Origin of the sequence: Klebsiella sp. P1927 (genome assembly GCF_018204675.1) — a bacterium.
Lineage (GTDB): Bacteria > Pseudomonadota > Gammaproteobacteria > Enterobacterales > Enterobacteriaceae > Klebsiella > Klebsiella pneumoniae.
Genome location: NZ_CP073377.1, coordinates 2928696 through 2946417, shown reverse-complemented (window position 1 = coordinate 2946417; position 17722 = coordinate 2928696). Strand labels below are relative to the sequence as shown.

The 17722-nt window shown below is 53.4% G+C and carries 16 protein-coding genes and 1 pseudogene; 11 read left to right on the top strand and 6 right to left on the bottom strand.

The features are described from left to right. Positions 1-19: 19 nt before the first annotated feature. Positions 20-583, top strand: a complete 564-nt coding sequence (locus KB892_RS14980; protein ID WP_002901231.1) for a hypothetical protein — start codon at positions 20-22, stop codon at positions 581-583. Between the two features lie 45 nt (positions 584-628). Here KB892_RS14980 and KB892_RS14975 read toward each other — a convergent pair whose 3' ends face one another. Beyond that, the gene (locus tag KB892_RS14975) at positions 629-1912 is read right to left on the bottom strand and encodes a YeaH/YhbH family protein (RefSeq protein ID WP_004152363.1); all 1284 of its coding nucleotides are present in this window, start codon (positions 1910-1912) and stop codon (positions 629-631) included. Between the two features lie 85 nt (positions 1913-1997). After that, a complete protein-coding gene (gene yeaG / locus KB892_RS14970; RefSeq protein WP_002901234.1) occupies positions 1998-3932 on the bottom strand; it encodes a protein kinase YeaG in 1935 nt (644 codons plus the stop codon). A 416-nt stretch (positions 3933-4348) separates the two neighbouring features. Between yeaG and KB892_RS14965 the strand changes: the two genes are divergently transcribed. After that, entirely contained in the window at positions 4349-5095 is a 747-nt protein-coding gene (locus KB892_RS14965; protein WP_002901236.1) for a MipA/OmpV family protein, read from the top strand. Positions 5096-5186: 91 nt separating this feature from the next. Then, positions 5187-6041, top strand: a pseudogene (locus KB892_RS14960) (aldo/keto reductase). 56 nt (positions 6042-6097) lie between these two features. Here the strand turns inward: KB892_RS14960 and KB892_RS14955 are convergent. Beyond that, positions 6098-6982 (bottom strand): D-hexose-6-phosphate mutarotase, encoded by an 885-nt coding sequence (locus KB892_RS14955; protein WP_002901240.1) that lies wholly within the window; start codon positions 6980-6982, stop codon positions 6098-6100. A 74-nt stretch (positions 6983-7056) separates the two neighbouring features. Further along, positions 7057-8052 carry a glyceraldehyde-3-phosphate dehydrogenase gene (gene gapA / locus KB892_RS14950; protein ID WP_002901243.1) on the bottom strand — a complete coding sequence of 332 codons (996 nt, stop codon included), beginning with the start codon at positions 8050-8052 and terminating at the stop codon, positions 7057-7059. Positions 8053-8390: 338 nt separating this feature from the next. Here gapA and msrB point away from each other — a divergent pair, with 338 nt between their 5' ends. Beyond that, positions 8391-8804 (top strand): peptide-methionine (R)-S-oxide reductase MsrB, encoded by a 414-nt coding sequence (gene msrB, locus KB892_RS14945; RefSeq protein ID WP_002901246.1) that lies wholly within the window; start codon positions 8391-8393, stop codon positions 8802-8804. A gap of 43 nt (positions 8805-8847) precedes the next feature. Continuing rightward, positions 8848-9126 (top strand): YeaC family protein, encoded by a 279-nt coding sequence (locus KB892_RS14940; RefSeq protein WP_002901249.1) that lies wholly within the window; start codon positions 8848-8850, stop codon positions 9124-9126. 94 nt (positions 9127-9220) lie between these two features. On the opposite strand, the gene yajD is transcribed toward KB892_RS14940, so the two are convergent. Further along, positions 9221-9565 (bottom strand): HNH nuclease YajD, encoded by a 345-nt coding sequence (gene yajD, locus KB892_RS14935; RefSeq protein ID WP_002901254.1) that lies wholly within the window; start codon positions 9563-9565, stop codon positions 9221-9223. 160 nt (positions 9566-9725) lie between these two features. Continuing rightward, entirely contained in the window at positions 9726-10979 is a 1254-nt protein-coding gene (locus KB892_RS14930) for a chitinase ChiD (RefSeq protein WP_002901255.1), read from the bottom strand. Positions 10980-11304: 325 nt separating this feature from the next. Here KB892_RS14930 and KB892_RS14925 point away from each other — a divergent pair, with 325 nt between their 5' ends. Genes KB892_RS14925 through KB892_RS14900 form a run of 6 tightly spaced genes read left to right on the top strand, consistent with a single transcriptional unit; the run spans position 11305 to position 17655 of the window. Beyond that, entirely contained in the window at positions 11305-12381 is a 1077-nt protein-coding gene (locus tag KB892_RS14925) for a zinc-binding dehydrogenase (RefSeq protein ID WP_002901258.1), read from the top strand. A gap of 27 nt (positions 12382-12408) precedes the next feature. Continuing rightward, positions 12409-13788, top strand: a complete 1380-nt coding sequence (locus KB892_RS14920) for an MFS transporter (protein ID WP_002901260.1) — start codon at positions 12409-12411, stop codon at positions 13786-13788. Positions 13789-13805: 17 nt separating this feature from the next. Then, positions 13806-14849: an NAD(P)-dependent alcohol dehydrogenase gene (locus KB892_RS14915; RefSeq protein WP_002901263.1), complete on the top strand. Its 1044-nt coding sequence runs from the start codon at positions 13806-13808 to the stop codon at positions 14847-14849. 24 nt (positions 14850-14873) lie between these two features. Further along, a complete protein-coding gene (locus KB892_RS14910; RefSeq protein ID WP_002901265.1) occupies positions 14874-15710 on the top strand; it encodes a ketose-bisphosphate aldolase in 837 nt (278 codons plus the stop codon). A gap of 4 nt (positions 15711-15714) precedes the next feature. Next, the gene (locus tag KB892_RS14905; protein WP_002901268.1) at positions 15715-16662 is read left to right on the top strand and encodes a sugar kinase; all 948 of its coding nucleotides are present in this window, start codon (positions 15715-15717) and stop codon (positions 16660-16662) included. 9 nt (positions 16663-16671) lie between these two features. Continuing rightward, positions 16672-17655 (top strand): NADH-dependent methylglyoxal reductase, encoded by a 984-nt coding sequence (locus KB892_RS14900; protein WP_002901272.1) that lies wholly within the window; start codon positions 16672-16674, stop codon positions 17653-17655. The last annotated feature ends 67 nt before the right edge of the window (positions 17656-17722 follow it).

Here is a 17722-nt window from a genome sequence, read left to right as displayed (position 1 = left end):
CGAACAGGAACGGCTGAAAATGATGAAATATGTCTTATCGCTGGTGGTGGTGGCGATACTCGCAGGATGTACCAGCACGCCAAACTTGCCGCCTCGGGATACCATTGTGGCGATGAAACCCACAGAGTCCGGTATTGTCGCCAGCTCAGCGAAATACAGTTACCGCTTTGTCCGTGACGGTGTGCCTCAGGAATATCAGCGTTATAAGACCTTTTATGAACGCTTTCACCAACAGGCTTCCGGCGTGCGGGTTAACTTTGTCGTGGAACAACATGAGGTGACGGCGGAATATCTGGTGGTGATGGATCAGCGCAAACTGGATGCCGGGCAGCATAGCGAGCTGGTGAATCAGTATCATGCGGTGCAAATTGATAACGATCGCCTCGGGGTGTTGTTTAAAGCGACAGGATTTTGGACTGCATCGGACGCGTCAGATCTGGCCGCCGCCTACCAGTTAGCGCACCCCGTTGTGGTATCAATCAATGATAAGACCAAAACGATTAGCTCGCTTGGCGCCGTTGCCCTGGCCCCGTTGTTTCCGTTTTACATGATGTATGGATGTGCCACCGGGCCTTGTGTCTGAGGAAAACAGCCAGCAAGTCACTCGACTCACTGGCTGAGTATTTAATTAAGCTTCACTTTTAGATGACTGCTTATGAAACAGTTCGCGGAATACCGGGTAGATATCCTCCTGGTCGCGAATATGCTGCATGGCGAAATTATCAAAGGTCGCCTGCAGGTGTTCATACTCGCGCCACAGGGTCTGATGCGCCCGGCGGGTAATTTCGATATAGCTGTAATAACGCACCACCGGCAGAATTTTCTTCGCCAGCAGTTCGTGGCACAGCGGGGAGTCATCGGCCCAGTTGTCGCCATCCGACGCCTGGGCGGCGTAGATGTTCCACTGCGCCGGGTCATAGCGGGCCTGCACTACTTCATCCATCAGCTTCAGGGCGCTGGAGACAATGGTGCCGCCGGTTTCCTGAGAATAGAAGAATTCGTGCTCATCCACCTCTTTTGCCTGGGTATGGTGGCGGATATAGACCACGTCGACATTTTTATAAGTCCGGCTGAGGAACAGATACAGCAGGATATAAAAGCGCTTGGCCATGTCTTTGGTGGCCTGGTCCATCGAGCCTGAGACGTCCATCAGACAGAACATCACCGCCTGGCTGGAAGGCTCCGGCCGTTTTTCGTAATTTTTGTAGCGTAAATCAAAGGTGTCGATAAACGGCACCCGCTCTATTTTAGCCCGCAGTTCGGCAATCTCTTTGCGCAGGCGCTCCTCCTCCAGCAGTTGCACCGGTTCGCTGCGGCTGATGGCTTCCAGATCCTCCTCCAGGGCGCGCAGTTCACGACGCTTGCCGGCGGTCATCGCCGTACGGCGGGCCAGCGAGTTCTGCAGTGAACGTACCACGCTGATGTTGGCTGGCACCCCATTGGAGGTAAAACCCGCGCGATGGGTTTTAAACTCATTCAGCTGCCGGTGCTGGTTTTTCTTCAGGTTCGGCAGGGCCAGATCTTCAAATAACAGATCCAGGTATTCATCTTTCGAGATCTGGAAGACAAACTCATCCTTTCCTTCACCATCGGCGCTGGCTTGCCCCTGACCGCTACCGCCGCCGCCACCACCGCCTTGCGGGCGCTCAATGCGGTCGTTTTGCACAAAATGGTCGTTGCCCGGGTGGACGCGGTTGCGCAGGCCGCCGCGACCCTGATGAAACATCGGCTCGTTGATATCGTCCGTCGGGATCGAGACGGATTCTCCGCTCTCAATATCGGTCACCGAGCGCTTGTTGATGGCCTCGGAGATCGACTGTTTAATCTGCGCCTTATAACGGCGCAAAAAGCGCTGGCGGTTGACGGCGCTTTTGTTTTTCCCGTTCAGGCGTCGGTCTATGAACCAGGTCATATGCCCTCCTGTACTGCATTAGCCAACTTTACTTATCATCATTCAGCTGCAGTTGACCCGGCGGCGTGCCGCCGGGTTGGACGCATCAGGACGATTTACGAACCCGCAGGTACCACTCGCACAGCAGGCGAACCTGTTTGCGGGTGTAGCCTTTCTCCATCATGCGGTCGACAAAGTCGTCATGTTTTTTCTGCTCATCGGTTGAGGTTTTGGCATTAAACGAAATGACCGGCAACAGCTCTTCGGTATTGGAGAACATTTTCTTCTCAATAACCGTGCGCAGTTTCTCATAGCTGGTCCAGTTCGGATTACGTCCGCTGTTGTTGGCTCTGGCACGCAGCACAAAGTTGACGATTTCGTTACGGAAGTCTTTCGGGTTGCTAATCCCGGCTGGCTTCTCAATTTTCTCCAGCTCGGCATTCAACGATTCACGGTCAAACAGCTGCCCGGTGTCCGGATCGCGGTATTCCTGATCCTGGATCCAGAAGTCAGCGTAGGTGACATAGCGATCGAAAATGTTCTGTCCATACTCGGAGTAGGATTCCAGATAAGCGGTCTGGATCTCTTTGCCGATAAACTCGGCGTATTTCGGGATCAGATAGCCTTTGAGGAATTCCAGATAGCGCTCGGCCTGCTCCTGTGGGAACTGTTCGCGCTCAATCTGCTGCTCCAGCACATAGAACAGATGCACCGGGTTAGCGGCCACCTCGACGTGGTCGAAGTTAAATACCCGAGACAGGATCTTAAAGGCAAAGCGGGTGGAGAGCCCGTTCATCCCTTCATCAACCCCGGCGTAATCGCGATACTCCTGATAGGACTTCGCTTTCGGGTCGGTATCTTTCAGACTTTCGCCGTCATAGACCCGCATCTTCGAGTAGATGCTCGAGTTCTCCGGCTCTTTCAGGCGCGACAGAATCGAAAAGCGCGCCAGGGTTTCCAGGGTGCCCGGGGCGCAGGGCGCATGGGTCAGCTCACTGTTGTTGAGCAGTTTTTCATAGATGCGGATCTCTTCGGAGATACGCAGGCAATAAGGCACCTTGACGATATAGACGCGGTCGAGGAAGGCCTCATTGTTCTTGTTATTACGGAAGGTCACCCATTCCGATTCGTTGGAGTGAGCAAGGATGATCCCGTTAAACGGCAGGGCGGAGATCCCTTCGGTGCCGTTATAGTTACCTTCCTGGGTGGCGGTCAGCAGCGGATGCAGCACCTTAATCGGCGCTTTAAACATCTCGACGAACTCCATAATCCCCTGGTTGGCGCGGCACAGCGCACCGGAGTAGCCGTAGGCGTCCGGGTCGTTCTGCGCATAGTGTTCCAGCTTACGGATATCCACCTTACCGACCAGCGCTGAAATATCCTGGTTGTTTTCATCACCCGGTTCGGTTTTGGCGATGGCAACCTGCTCGAGAATCGATGGCCAGACTTTAACCACGCGGAATTTCGTGATATCGCCGCCAAACTCGTGCAGGCGCTTGGCCGCCCACGGCGACATAATGGTGCCGAGATAGCGGGTCGGGATGCCGTACTCTTTCTGGAGGATCTGCGCATCTTCCTGTGGATTGAACAGGCACAGCGGGTGATCGTTGACCGGACTGCGTTCGCCGTTGGCGCTCAGCACATAGATGGGCACGCGCTGCATCAGCGCTTTCAGCCGTTCAGCCAGCGACGATTTACCACCGCCCACCGGCCCCAGCAGATAGAGGATCTGTTTCTTCTCTTCCAGCCCCTGGGCGGCATGCTTGAGGTAGGAAACGATCTGCTCAATGGCGTCTTCCATACCGTAAAACTCTTCAAATGCCGGATAGCGTGCGATAACCCGGTTTGAAAAGAGACGGGATAGCCGCGGCTCGAGAGCCGTATCAACCATGACGGGTTCACCAATGGCCATCAACAGACGTTCTGCCGCATTGGCATAGGCACTGCGATCTTGCCGGCAGATGGTAAGAAACTCCTGCAGTGTGAACTCTTCGTCCTTGGCAGCTTCGTAGCGCTGGCGATAGTGATCGAATATATTCATGGCATGCCGTCCTTTCGTTTTTTAGCACAGGTTGAGAGCCGTTCATATGAATAGTGGGGGCCCCCGGAAGACATAAGCTGAACATCGCTCTCCTGGTATCCAGCAACCCTTATGCCAGGTTGCGGGTGGGGTAGCGTGAATGTGCCCGGCAATTACACCTTCTAAATTTAAGCGTAGATGCATTTAGAAATCTTGCATGGCGCAGAAAATCAATTTCAATGACATATCAATAACTCATCCTGAACATGACGCTTTTTGATTCGTTGGGACGTAAAGTTGTCATCGGGCTGTCACCGGATGGTAAGAGAAGGGTGGCAAAGTGAACGATTTGTGTCATATCGGGTAAAGAATTTGAGGCATGAGACCTACGACGGTACACTGCACGGGCTGATTATTTGACAACGGGAATATGGATTGTGACTAAAATCAAACTTCTGGCACTCGGCGTGCTGATAGCGACGTCCGCCAGCGCGGCGCATGCCGACGGGAAGTTCACTCTTGGGGCTGGCGTAGGGGTCGTTGAGCATCCGTATAAGCAATATGATGCGGATGTCTATCCGGTGCCGGTCATTAGTTATGAGAGCGAAAACTTCTGGTTCCACGGTCTGGGCGGGGGTTACTACCTGTGGAATGACACCAACGATAAACTGTCGATTACGGCCTACTGGTCGCCAATGTACTTCAAGCCGGGCGACAGCGACAGCGAGCAGATGCGTCGACTGGATAAACGTAAATCGACCGTGATGGCCGGTCTTTCTTATGTCCACAACACGCCCTATGGCTTCCTGCGCACGACGATTGCCGGCGATACGCTGGATAACAGCAACGGTATTAACTGGGATCTCGCCTGGCTGTACCGTTACACCAACGGTAACCTGACGCTGACGCCGGGTATTGGCGTGGAGTGGAACAGCGACAATCAGAACGAATATTACTATGGTGTCTCCCGGCACGAGTCGCGCCGCAGCGGCATGCGCAGCTATGACCCGGACAGTAGCTGGAACCCGTATCTGGAACTGTCGGCTAACTATCGCTTCCTCGGTGACTGGAGCGTTTACGGCGTGGCGCGCTACACGCGTCTGTCGGATGAAATTACCGACAGTCCGATGGTGGATAAATCCTGGAGCGGTCTGATCTCCACCGGGATCACCTACACCTTCTGATTGTGCATTCTTACAGTGCGCTTCATGCATCAAAACAGGGCCTTGCGCCCTGTTTTGCTTTATGGTGGTGCATACGGTTAAGGAGGAGAACATGGTGAAAAAAACAGTACGCTTCGGCGAGCAGGCGGCAGTGCCGGCCATCGGGCTGGGCACCTGGTATATGGGCGAACATGCGGCGCAGCGTCAGCAGGAAGTGGCTGCACTGCGTGCGGGCATCGACCATGGACTGACGGTGATCGATACGGCGGAAATGTACGCCGACGGCGGGGCGGAGGAAGTGGTGGGCCAGGCGATCCGCGGTCTGCGCGACCGGGTAGTGCTGGTCTCCAAAGTCTATCCCTGGCATGCCGGCAAAGCGGCGATGCACCGCGCCTGTGAAAACAGCCTGCGCCGGCTGCAGACCGACTATCTCGATATGTATCTCCTGCACTGGCGCGGGGATATCCCGCTGCAGGAGACGGTTGAGGCGATGGAGAAGCTGGTGGCTGAGGGCAAGATCCGCCGCTGGGGCGTCTCTAATCTGGACACCGAGGATATGCAGGCGCTGTGGCGGACGGCGGATGGCGAGCACTGTGCAACCAACCAGGTGCTCTACCATCTCGCATCGCGGGGCATTGAATACGATCTCCTGCCCTGGTGCCAGCAGCACAGTCTGCCGGTGATGGCCTACTGCCCGCTGGCGCAGGCGGGGCGCTTACGCGATGGACTTTTTCAGCATAGCGATATCATTAATATGGCTAACGCGCGGGGGATTACGGTAGCGTAACTGCTGCTCGCCTGGGTGATTCGTCATCCGGGAGTGCTGGCGATCCCGAAAGCGGCCAGTATTGAGCATGTGGTGCAGAATGCCGCAGCGCTCGACGTCGTCCTCAGTGGGGAAGAACTCGCGCAGCTGGACCGCCTCTATCCGCCGCCGCAGCGAAAAACCCGGCTGGATATGGTTTAACCCATCGTTCACGGCAAAGAAAAACAAAAGCCCCGTTACCAACGGGGCTTTTGCTATTAGCGTTTTTTCACGCTGATGGTTTGCGCCAGGCGAGAGGGCGTCTCTTCGCTGGCTTTCTGCGGCTGGGTTACGCAGCAGGTTTCGACGCAAACGAAGGTTTTGTAGCCATCGTCCGGCATATCGCCCATGCTGACGGACAGCGCCGGGCCCGGGTTCCAGGCCACCACATTGTGCTGATGATGATGCACCACGTCGATAGTGCGGTTTAGCGCGTCGTCATGGATCACGCTGCAGCTGTCGGCGTTGAGATAGACGCGATCGGTGCGGTCAGGGAAGGTCTGCACGCCGTTGCTCAGAACGCCTTCTTCGGCATTGTTCACTTTATCGATATAGCGCTCGCCAAGACCGCTCACCTTCACCGCCGCGATATCGCCGACGTTGAAATAGCTGTGCAGGGCAGAGGTGGTCTCGAATTCACCGTGGGCTTCCAGCTCGATTTCACAGGTCTTGCCCAGCTTAAAGCGGGCATAGAGGGTGAACTCGTGCGGCCAGAGCTTCATGGTTTCAGCGCTGTGCTGGAGCGCAAAGGTCAACATTACGCCGCTGTCGTCTTCGTCATGACCTTCCAGGGTCCATGGCAGATTGCGGGCAAAGCCGTGCGACGGCAGACCTTGCTGCGCAGAAGGACCAAACCAGGGCCAGCAAATCGGCACGCCGCCGCGCAGGGCGACGCCCTGTTTAAACGGGGTGTTGTTGCTCAGCCACAGAACTTCTTCTTCACCGGCGGGTTTCCAGGAGAGCAGGTGCGCCCCCTGCAGCGCCACAGAGGCTTTCACCTGCGGATGGTCGATGACAATCAGCTCCAGGTCATCCAGCTGGCGACGGGAGATCACGGGAGAAATGGTTTCATTCACCGGGAGAGCAAAAATTTTATTTATCATTGTGCAATCCTATCTCTGCAGACAAAAAAAAGAGCGACCGAAGTCGCTCTTACAGATTACTTTTTCATCTCAACTTATTTGGAGATGTGGGCAATCAGATCCAGAACTTTGTTGGAGTAGCCGGTTTCGTTGTCGTACCAGGAAACCAGTTTCACGAAGTTGTCGTTCAGTGCGATACCCGCTTTAGCATCGAACACGGAAGTGCAAACTTCGCCGTTGAAGTCGGTAGAAACAACGTCGTCTTCGGTGTAACCCAGAACGCCTTTCATAGCGCCTTCAGAAGCGGCTTTGATGGCTTTCTTGATTTCTTCGTAGGACGCTGCTTTTTCCAGACGAACGGTCAGGTCAACAACAGATACGTTCGGAGTTGGAACGCGGAACGCCATACCGGTCAGTTTGCCGTTCAGTTCTGGCAGTACTTTACCTACTGCTTTAGCAGCGCCGGTAGAGGACGGGATGATGTTCTGAGCTGCGCCGCGGCCGCCGCGCCAGTCTTTGTGAGACGGGCCATCAACGGTTTTCTGAGTAGCGGTGGTAGCGTGGACGGTGGTCATCAGGCCTTCAACGATACCGAAGTTGTCGTTGATAACTTTAGCCAGCGGCGCCAGGCAGTTAGTGGTGCAGGAAGCGTTGGAAACGATGTCCTGGCCAGCGTAAGCGTCGAAGTTAGCGCCGCGAACGAACATCGGAGTGTTGTCTTTGGACGGGCCAGTCAGAACGACTTTTTTCGCGCCAGCGGTGATGTGTTTACGAGCGGTTTCGTCGGTCAGGAAGATACCGGTTGCTTCAGCAACAACGTCAACACCAACTTCGTCCCACTTCAGGTTAGCCGGGTCACGTTCAGCGGTAACACGGATTTTTTTACCGTTAACGACCAGATGACCGTCTTTCACTTCAACGGTACCGTCGAAACGACCGTGAGTGGAATCATACTTCAGCATGTAAGCCATGTACTCTGCGTCTAACAGGTCGTTGATTGCAACGATCTCGATGTCAGAACGTTTCTGAGCAGCACGGAAAACAATGCGACCGATACGGCCAAAACCGTTGATACCTACTTTGATAGTCATATATTCCACCAGCTATTTGTTAGTGAATAAAAGGTTGCCTGTAAAATTACAAAAACCTTACGCAGCGTCAAGCGGAATCGTGTCAATCATTGCGACAAATCAATCCTGAGCAGACCTTTGCGCGATTGATTTGCCTCACTTTCCCTTTGAGCCCAATTCCATATGGGGGCTGCGCGCGGAATTTTAAAGGGCATTTAAGATAAAAACGTGATTTAAGTCACAATTATCTGGCTGCCTGTGGGCACCGGATAAGTTTAGAACAAAAGTGTACGCTTCATTGTTAATGTTTTGTTAGAATTGGAGCGAAAGTAGTCCATTGCAAAGCGAGATGTAAGCCCATGGCGAATAAACCCACCCCGGAAGAGCTGAAAAATGGCTTGAGCGAAATGCAGTTTTACGTGACGCAGCATCATGGCACCGAACCGCCTTTCACCGGACGGCTGTTGCACAACAAGAAAAATGGCGTGTACCACTGCCTGGTGTGCGATGCGCCGCTGTTTAACTCCCAGACTAAATACGACTCCGGCTGCGGCTGGCCGAGCTTCTACGAGCCGGTAAGCGCGGAGGCCATTCGCTATCTGACCGACAATTCGCACGGCATGCAGCGCATTGAGATCCGTTGCGGAAACTGTGATGCCCATCTCGGCCACGTGTTTCCGGATGGTCCGCAGCCGACCGGCGAGCGCTATTGTGTCAACTCGGCATCGCTGAGCTTCACCGATGAGCAAAATGGCGAGCAAATCAAGGGTTGAAGAAACGATTCAGCAAATTATTCCAGGCGGAGGTGAGCGGAAGATGGATATTGAGCAAATTATCGACAGTATGACGCCGGAAGTGTATCAGCGTCTGGCGACGGCGGTAGAGCTGGGAAAATGGCCGGATGGCGTCGCGCTGACGCCGGAGCAGAAGGAAAATAGCCTGCAGCTGGTGATGCTCTGGCAGGCCCGGTATAACACCGACGCCCAGCACATGACCATCGACACCAGCGGGCAGATGGTAATGAAGAGCAAACAGCAGCTGAAAGAGGATTTTGGCATCGTGCCGAAGCCGATCGCCACCGTTAAACTGCAATAAACCGCCGGCCGGCGGTGAGACGTTCCGGCGTCGGGTAACCGCGCGCCGGATGGCGTCATGTCGAATGACCGCGTCCGGCGGTCAGCCGCTTCGCTTACTTTTTGTTCATCATCGCTTTCAGATCGGCAAACGGGTTGTAGGTGGCCTCGCCGACGCTCTTTTGCGCATCTTCCCCTGCCACCACCGTGGAGCCATACTGATCGGCTTCGGTGTACTTGGAATGTTCGTGATCGTGACAGTACAGGCACAACATCTCCCAGTTGCTGCCATCTTCCGGGTTATTGGAGTGGTCGTGATCGATGTGGTGCACCGTCAGCTCGCGCAGATTGGAGTAGACAAACTCCCGTGAGCAGCGTCCGCACACCCAGGGAAAAAGCTTGAGCGCCTTTTCGCGGTAACCCACTTCCAGACGTGCGTAATTTTTGGGGATATAGGCCATGGCCCCCTGCCTCCTGTCAAACGGTTAAGCTGCGCCAACCCCTGGCGCAGCGGATAACAGGCATCATAACCTATCCCGGGCGGCGCGATATACCTGCATTGCAGGCGATGCTGCCTGCGTCACGCCTCTCGGTGCCGACGATGCGGCGGAACAGCCATGATTAGTGTTTGATCCCCAGCGATTCCGCCAGCTGACGGGCCAGCTGATTCTGGTCATCGGCGCCATATTCCCAGAACATGGCCCCGGCGAGGCCCTTCGCCTTGATATAGTCCGCCTTAATGGCTACCGAGCGCGGGTTCTCATAGGAGAGGGCGAACAGCGGCTTGCCCTCCGCGGACTGCACCGACAGCCACGGAACCTTCGCCTCATCGTCCCAGTGCTCGGTAAAACGCTTTTGCGGATCGTTGAGCAGTTTGCCCACGATATCATTGTATTTCACGTAGGTGTCTTTGCTCAGGTCATAGCCCAGCGAGGCAAACAGCGCGATCTGTTGCGGCCCAAAATAGGGCTGGGTGACCGGATTGTTTTGCGCATCCGCTTTCGTCCAGTCAATCCCCGGCTCGACCGCCCGTTTCGGTACCCGGCCATAAAAACCAATCCCGAGGTTCATCTGGCTGGGTTTAAGCCCGGCGGCCAGGTAATTGTTGACCACAAAATCGGCGCTGTATTTATCCGCTGCGGCGACCGTCGGCCAGTGGCTGGAGTCATACAGATTCGAGTTGAAGTACTGCGTGCCGTAGGCCATGTCGTAGGTCATCAGGTTGATGTAGTTCAGCACCGGGGCCACCGCTTTGACGTCCACCCAGCTTTTCGGGCTCTCGGCATTGGCGCCTACGGCGATAGTCACCAGCTTTTGCTCACCGACTGCCTCACGCAGCGATTTCAGCAGGGCAGTGAAGTTGTCGCGGTCAGCCGGCTGGCTGGCCACCAGTCCCCAGGCGCCGTTGACCGGAAACTCCCAGTCGAGGTCAATGCCGTCCAGACCATATTGCTGGATGATTTTCTGCGCGGAACGAATAAAGACGGCGCGACTTTCTGCGGTCGCCGCCGCGCCGGAGAAACCACGCGCGCCCCAGCCGCCGACCGACAGCAGGACTTTGAGGTCCGGATTCTGTTTACGCAGGGCGGGGAGCTTTTGCAGATCCGCCTGCACCTTCGGCGACAGCCAGATCTCGTGCAGATGAGCAGGATCCTTCAGGGCCGCATTGGTCTCGTCTTTTTCATCGTTATAGATAAGGCCAAACGAGTAGTTGAGATGGGTGATCTGCCGGACGTCCAGCTTATCGATATCACCGCCCGGCCCGGCGGTGACATCGCCGCCGCCGTTAAAATAGCCGACGGACATCAGCGGTTGGGCAGAGAGCGCGGAAGCGCAAAGCAAGGGCAAAGCTGCCAGCAAGGGCAAACGTTTCATAGTGGTTCCTCTTTGACATAAAAATAACCACGCCACGGAAAGGGCGTGGCGAAAAAACAGCCTTGCCAGACTAGCAGCAATAACCTGTTGAAACTGCGAGAGAGTTCAATTTATGGACGATAGCGAGGCGGCAGAAGGCATCCTTTAGTGGTCAGTCATTGTCATTCCTTCATTTTCTCATAATGAAATTTGCTGTATTTGTGATCTGAGTTGTGAAATGCAGATCTATATCTGCGTTTTAAAGATTTAATGTTGACCTTGAAGATTGTGTGGTTAAGTATGACGACCATTGAAGCAAAACCACAAATCAACAAAGGAAGACGCAATGAAAGCACTGGCAAGATTTGGTAAGGCCTTTGGCGGCTATAAGATGATTGATGTACCGGAGCCGATTTGCGGCCCGGATGACATCGTGATTGAAATCAAAGCGGCGGCTATCTGCGGCGCTGACATGAAGCATTACAATGTTGATAGCGGATCGGATCAATTTAACTCCATCCGCGGCCATGAATTTGCCGGACAAATTGTCCGCATCGGCGACAAAGTCAAGGACTGGAAAGTCGGTCAGCGGGTGGTTTCTGACAACAGTGGGCACGTGTGCGGTGTATGTCCGGCCTGCGAACAAGGTGATTTTCTGTGTTGTACAGAAAAAGTTAATTTAGGACTTGATAACAACACCTGGGGGGGCGGATTTTCGAAATATTGCCTGGTGCCAGGTGAGATTCTCAAAATTCACCGCCATGCACTGTGGGAGATCCCGCAGGGCGTTGATTATGAAGAAGCCGCGGTGCTGGATCCTATCTGTAACGCTTACAAATCTATTGCTCAACAATCCAAATTTCTACCTGGCCAGGACGTCGTGGTTTTTGGTACCGGTCCATTAGGGCTCTTTTCCGTGCAAATGGCGCGCATCATGGGGGCAGTGAACATTGTCATGGTCGGACTGGAAGAGGATGTCGCGGTACGCTTCCCTATTGCCAAAGAGCTGGGGGCGACAGCGGTCGTCAACGGTTCGACCGAAGATGTGGTCACGCGTTGCCAGGAAATCTGCGGTAAAGACAACCTGGGCCTGGTTATCGAATGCTCCGGCGCTAATATTGCCCTCAAACAATCTATCGAAATGCTGCGCCCCAACGGGGAAGTGGTTCGCGTGGGCATGGGTTTCAAACCTCTCGATTTCTCCATCAACGACATTACCGCGTGGAACAAAAGCATCATTGGTCATATGGCCTACGACTCCACCTCCTGGCGTAATGCTATCCGCTTGCTGGCCAGCGGTGCGATCAAAGTCAAACCGATGATCACTCACCGTATCGGCCTGTCGCAATGGCGCGAAGGGTTTGACGCTATGGTCGATAAAACCGCGATTAAGGTCATCATGACCTACGACTTTGATGAATAAGCCCATTTATTAAAGGAAGGTTCCCGGATGGAACATATAGCAAAACCGCATTGTGGCGCGAGGCTGGATCGACTGCCAGATTGTCGCTGGCATTCGTCAATGTTTGCCATAGTCGCCTTCGGATTACTGGTCTGCTGGAGTAATGCCGTAGGCGGATTAATTCTCGCGCAGTTAAAAGAACTTGGCTGGACCGATAATTCCACCACCGCTACGTTTTCCGCCATTACGACTGCGGGAATGTTTCTCGGCGCGCTCGGTGGTGGGATCATTGGCGATAAAATCGGGCGTAAAAACGCATTTATTCTGTATGAAGCGATTCATATTATTGCCATGGTCGTTGGGGCGTTTTCACCGAATATGACCTTCCTGATCGCCTGCCGTTTTGTCATGGGGGTTGGATTAGGGGCGCTCCTGGTGACCCTGTTTGCCGGGTTCACCGAATATATGCCTGGCAGAAATCGCGGCACCTGGTCAAGCCGGGTCTCGTTTATCGGCAACTGGTCTTATCCGCTCTGTTCGCTCATCGCCATGGGATTGACGCCGTTAATTAGCGCAGAATGGAACTGGCGAGTACAGTTATTGATCCCGGCCGTACTGTCGCTAATGGCGACTATTATTGCCTGGCGTCGTTTCCCGGAGTCGCCTCGTTGGCTTGAGTCCCGCGGGCGCTACGCCGAAGCTGAAAAGGTAATGCGTGCCATTGAAGAAGGGGTTGTTCTGCAGACCGGCAAGCCGCTACCGCCTGTGGTAATTGAAGATGACGGCAAAGCCCCGCGCGCAGTTCCTTATTCGGCCTTATTAACAGGTGTGTTGCTGAAACGCGTTATTTTAGGTTCCTTTGTCCTGATCGCCATGAACGTTGTCCAGTATACCTTAATTAACTGGCTGCCGACGATATTTATGACCCAGGGCATTAATCTTAAAGACTCGATTGTCTTAAACACGATGAGTATGTTTGGCGCGCCGTTTGGGATTTTTATCGCCATGCTGGTCATGGATAAAATACCCAGAAAAACTATGGGGGTGGGGCTGTTGGTATTAATTGCCGGGCTGGGATATATCTATTCTCTGCAAACCAGCATGCTATTAATTACGTTAATTGGCTTCTTTCTGATTACGTTTGTGTATATGTACGTTTGCTACGCCTCGGCAGTCTATGTTCCGGAAATATGGCCGACAGAAGCGAAGCTTCGCGGTTCCGGTCTGGCGAATGCGGTTGGGCGTATCAGCGGTATCGCCGCTCCTTATGCGGTCGCGGTATTGCTTAACGGTTATGGCGTGACGGGGGTATTTGTTCTGCTGGGAACCGTCTCCATTATTGTCGCCATTGCCATTGCGACCATCGGAATTGAAACCAAAGGCGTCTCTGTCGAAAGTCTCGGTATTGATGCAGTTACCAGCAAATAATATTGACGGGAAATAAAATGAAAAATTCAAAAGCGATATTAAAAACCCCGGGTACGATGAAAATTATTGCCGCCGATATCCCGGTACCCAAAGAGCATGAAGTGCTGATCAAAGTTGAATACGTTGGTATTTGCGGTTCAGATGTTCACGGGTTTGAATCGGGCCCTTTTATTCCGCCGAAAGACCCAAACCAGGAAATTGGTCTCGGGCATGAATGTGCCGGTACGGTGGTGGCGGTGGGAAGTCGCGTCAGTAAATTTAAACCGGGCGACCGGGTGAACATTGAACCCGGCGTGCCGTGCGGCCACTGCCGCTACTGTCTGGAGGGGAAATACAACATCTGCCCTGATGTCGACTTTATGGCCACGCAGCCTAACTATCGCGGCGCGCTAACCCACTATCTATGCCATCCGGAAAGCTTCACTTACAAGCTACCCGATAACATGGGCACCATGGAAGGCGCGCTGGTAGAGCCTGCGGCGGTAGGGATGCATGCCGCAATGCTGGCTGACGTGAAGCCTGGCAAGAAAATCGTCATCCTGGGGGCCGGCTGTATTGGCTTAATGACCCTGCAAGCCTGTAAGTGTTTAGGGGCAACCGACATCGCCGTTGTCGATGTTCTGGAAAAGCGTCTGGCCATGGCCGGGAAGCTTGGGGCGACGACCGTCATCAACGGTGCGAAAGAGGACACCGTCGCCCGCTGTCAGCAATTCTCCGGCGATATCGGGGCAGACATTGTTTTTGAAACGGCCGGCTCGGCGATCACCGTGAAGCAGGCTCCGTATCTGGTGATGCGCGGCGGGAAAATCATGATCGTTGGTACGGTTCCCGGAGATTCGGCGATTAATTTTCTCAAAATTAACCGTGAAGTCTCAATTCAGACCGTTTTCCGCTATGCCAACCGCTATCCGGTCACCATTGAAGCCATTTCCTCCGGGCGTTTCGATGTCAAGTCGATGGTGACGCATATTTATGATTATGAAGATGTTCAGCGCGCGTTTGACGAGTCCGTTAACAACAAACGCGAAATTATCAAAGGCGTTATTAAAGTTAACCATTAATTTATTGAAAAGGGAGAAGCAACCATGCTGGCCGATATTAAATATTGGGAAAGCGATGCCCAGAATAAACATTACGCGATTGCCCACTTTAATGTTTGGAATGCGGAAATGTTAATGGGGGTCATTGATGCGGCAGAAGAGTCTAAATCGCCGGTAATTATCTCTTTCGGTACCGGTTTTGTGGGTAATACCTCGTTTGAAGATTTTTCGCATATGATGGTATCGATGGCTAAAAAAGCCTCGGTGCCGGTTATTACCCATTGGGATCACGGGCGTAGCATGGAGATTATCCACAACGCCTGGGTCCATGGTATGAATTCGCTGATGCGCGATGCCTCCGCCTTTGATTTCGAAGAAAATATTCGCCTGACTAAAGAGGCGGTGGACTTCTTCCACCCTCTGGGCATTCCGGTTGAAGCGGAGTTAGGCCACGTGGGGAATGAAACGGTTTATGAAGAAGCGTTGGCGGGCTACCACTATACTGACCCGAGCCAGGCGGCGGAGTTCGTCGAACGTACCGGCTGCGACTCTTTGGCGGTGGCAATTGGTAACCAGCATGGGGTTTATACCTCAGAACCCAAACTGAATTTTGAGGTGGTTAAACGCGTACGCGAGGCGGTATCCGTTCCGCTGGTGCTGCACGGCGCGTCCGGTATTAGCGATGCGGATATCAAAAAAGCTATTTCATTAGGCATTTCGAAAATCAATATCCATACCGAACTGTGTCAGGCGGCAATGGCGGCGGTGCAGGAGAATCAGAATCAGCCTTTCCTGCACGTTGAGCGCGAGGTCCGCAAAGCGGTTAAAGTGCGCGCTATGGAGAAAATCAAACTGTTTGGCTCTGACGGTAAAGCGGAATGACAATATGGAGAATATCGAGGTTATTTGTATCGGGGCAGCTATTGTTGATATTCCCCTTCAACCGGTGAGTAAAAATATCTTTGATGTTGACTCTTACCCATTAGAACGCATTGCCATGACCACGGGAGGGGATGCGATTAATGAAGCGACAATTATTTCTCGTCTCGGTCATCGCACGGCGTTAATTAGCCGCGTGGGCGATGACGCGCCAGGACATTTTATTGTCGATCACTGTCGGCGGGAGAATATTGATATTCAGAGCCTGAAGCAGGATGCCGATATTGATACTTCCATTAATGTGGGTTTAGTCACCGCCGATGGTGAACGTACTTTTGTCACCAATCGCAACGGCAGCCTGTGGAAACTAAATATTAACGATGTTGATTTAGACCGCTTCTCGCAGGCAAAGGTGCTGTCGCTGGCGAGTATTTTTAATAGCCCGCTGCTCGATGGTAAAGCGTTAACGGAGATTTTTACGCAGGCGAAAGCGTATCGGTTAATTATTTGCGCCGATATGATTAAGCCCCGCCTTAACGAAACGCTGGAAGATATTCGCCATGCGCTGAGCTACGTGGATTATCTGTTTCCCAACTTTGAAGAGGCGAGACTTCTCACCGGGAAAGAGACGCTGGATGAAATTGCCGACAGCTTCCTCGACTGCGGCGTGAAAACGGTAGTGATCAAGACCGGCAAGAGAGGCTGCTTTATCAAGCGTGCCGATATGAAAATGGAGGTCCCTGCGGTGTCGGGAATTACCGCCATCGACACCATCGGCGCGGGGGATAATTTTGCCTCGGGATTTATCTCCGCGCTGCTTGAAGGCAAGCCGCTGCGCGAGTGCGCGTTGTTTGCTAACGCAACGGCCGCAATATCGGTACTGAGCGTGGGTGCCACAACGGGCGTGAAAAACAGAAAGCTGGTTGAACAACTTCTCGACGAATACGAAGGGTAATAGCGGCAGATGAAAATGATTCCTTTAGGCAGTACGGATATTAAACTTTCCCGCATGGGATTAGGGACATGGGCTATTGGCGGCGGTCCGGCATGGAACGGCGATCTCGATTTGCAGGTTTGCATCGATACCATTGTCGAGGCGCATCGCTGCGGCATTAATCTGATTGATACCGCGCCGGGATACAATTTTGGCAACAGTGAAGTGATTGTCGGGCAGGCGCTGAAAAAGCTGCCGCGTAACGATATCGTTGTCGAAACCAAATGTGGCATCGTCTGGGAGCGGACGGGCAGCCTGTTTAACAAAGTTGGCGATCGTCAGCTGTACAAAAATCTCACGCCTGAGTCGATTCGCGAAGAGGTGGAAGCCAGCCTGCAAAGGCTGGGTATCGACACCATTGATATCTATATGACCCACTGGCAGTCCGTAGAGCCCTGTTTTACGCCGATTGCGGAAACTGTAGATACGCTGAACGCACTGAAAAAAGAGGGGAAAATTCGTTCTATCGGTGCGGCGAACGTCGATGCCGGGCATATCAGGGAGTATCTCAAACACGGTGAGCTGGATATCATCCAGGCCAAGTACAGCATCCTTGACCGGGCGCTGGAAGGTGAACTGCTGCCGTTATGCCGGCAGAATGGCATCATTGTGCAGGTCTATTCACCGCTTGAGCAGGGGCTGTTGACCGGGACTATCGGCCGGGATTATGTTCCCGGCGGCGCGCGGGCTAACAAAGTCTGGTTCCAGCGGGAAAATATGCTGCGGGTAATGGATATGCTCGAGGAGTGGCGGCCGCTGTGTGCAAAATACCACTGCACGATCCCCGCGCTGGCGCTGGCGTGGATTTTAAAACAGAGCGACTTAATCACCTTGCTGAGTGGCGCAACGTCACCAGAGCAAGTTCGCGAGAATACTGATGCATTAACTATCGCCTTGACTGATGAGGATTCACTATTAATGCGTGAAATGGCAGTAGCGCTGGATACGAAGTAACGGGAGAACGGCCTGGCCTCTGTTTCTGTGTAATAGAGTATTAAAATCTGTGATTCAGACAGGTTCT

Bases quoted from the DNA above. Each gene is read 5' to 3' on its own strand.
- KB892_RS14980 (WP_002901231.1), top strand. From the start codon at position 20: ATGATGAAATATGTCTTATCGCTGGTGGTGGTGGCGATACTCGCAGGA.
- KB892_RS14975 (WP_004152363.1), bottom strand. From the start codon at position 1,912: ATGACCTGGTTCATAGACCGACGCCTGAACGGGAAAAACAAAAGCGCC.
- yeaG (WP_002901234.1), bottom strand. From the start codon at position 3,932: ATGAATATATTCGATCACTATCGCCAGCGCTACGAAGCTGCCAAGGAC.
- KB892_RS14955 (WP_002901240.1), bottom strand. From the start codon at position 6,982: ATGATAAATAAAATTTTTGCTCTCCCGGTGAATGAAACCATTTCTCCC.
- gapA (WP_002901243.1), bottom strand. From the start codon at position 8,052: ATGACTATCAAAGTAGGTATCAACGGTTTTGGCCGTATCGGTCGCATT.
- msrB (WP_002901246.1), top strand. From the start codon at position 8,391: ATGGCGAATAAACCCACCCCGGAAGAGCTGAAAAATGGCTTGAGCGAA.
- KB892_RS14940 (WP_002901249.1), top strand. From the start codon at position 8,848: ATGGATATTGAGCAAATTATCGACAGTATGACGCCGGAAGTGTATCAG.
- yajD (WP_002901254.1), bottom strand. From the start codon at position 9,565: ATGGCCTATATCCCCAAAAATTACGCACGTCTGGAAGTGGGTTACCGC.
- KB892_RS14930 (WP_002901255.1), bottom strand. From the start codon at position 10,979: ATGAAACGTTTGCCCTTGCTGGCAGCTTTGCCCTTGCTTTGCGCTTCC.
- KB892_RS14925 (WP_002901258.1), top strand. From the start codon at position 11,305: ATGAAAGCACTGGCAAGATTTGGTAAGGCCTTTGGCGGCTATAAGATG.
- KB892_RS14920 (WP_002901260.1), top strand. From the start codon at position 12,409: ATGGAACATATAGCAAAACCGCATTGTGGCGCGAGGCTGGATCGACTG.
- KB892_RS14915 (WP_002901263.1), top strand. From the start codon at position 13,806: ATGAAAAATTCAAAAGCGATATTAAAAACCCCGGGTACGATGAAAATT.
- KB892_RS14910 (WP_002901265.1), top strand. From the start codon at position 14,874: ATGCTGGCCGATATTAAATATTGGGAAAGCGATGCCCAGAATAAACAT.
- KB892_RS14905 (WP_002901268.1), top strand. From the start codon at position 15,715: ATGGAGAATATCGAGGTTATTTGTATCGGGGCAGCTATTGTTGATATT.
- KB892_RS14900 (WP_002901272.1), top strand. From the start codon at position 16,672: ATGAAAATGATTCCTTTAGGCAGTACGGATATTAAACTTTCCCGCATG.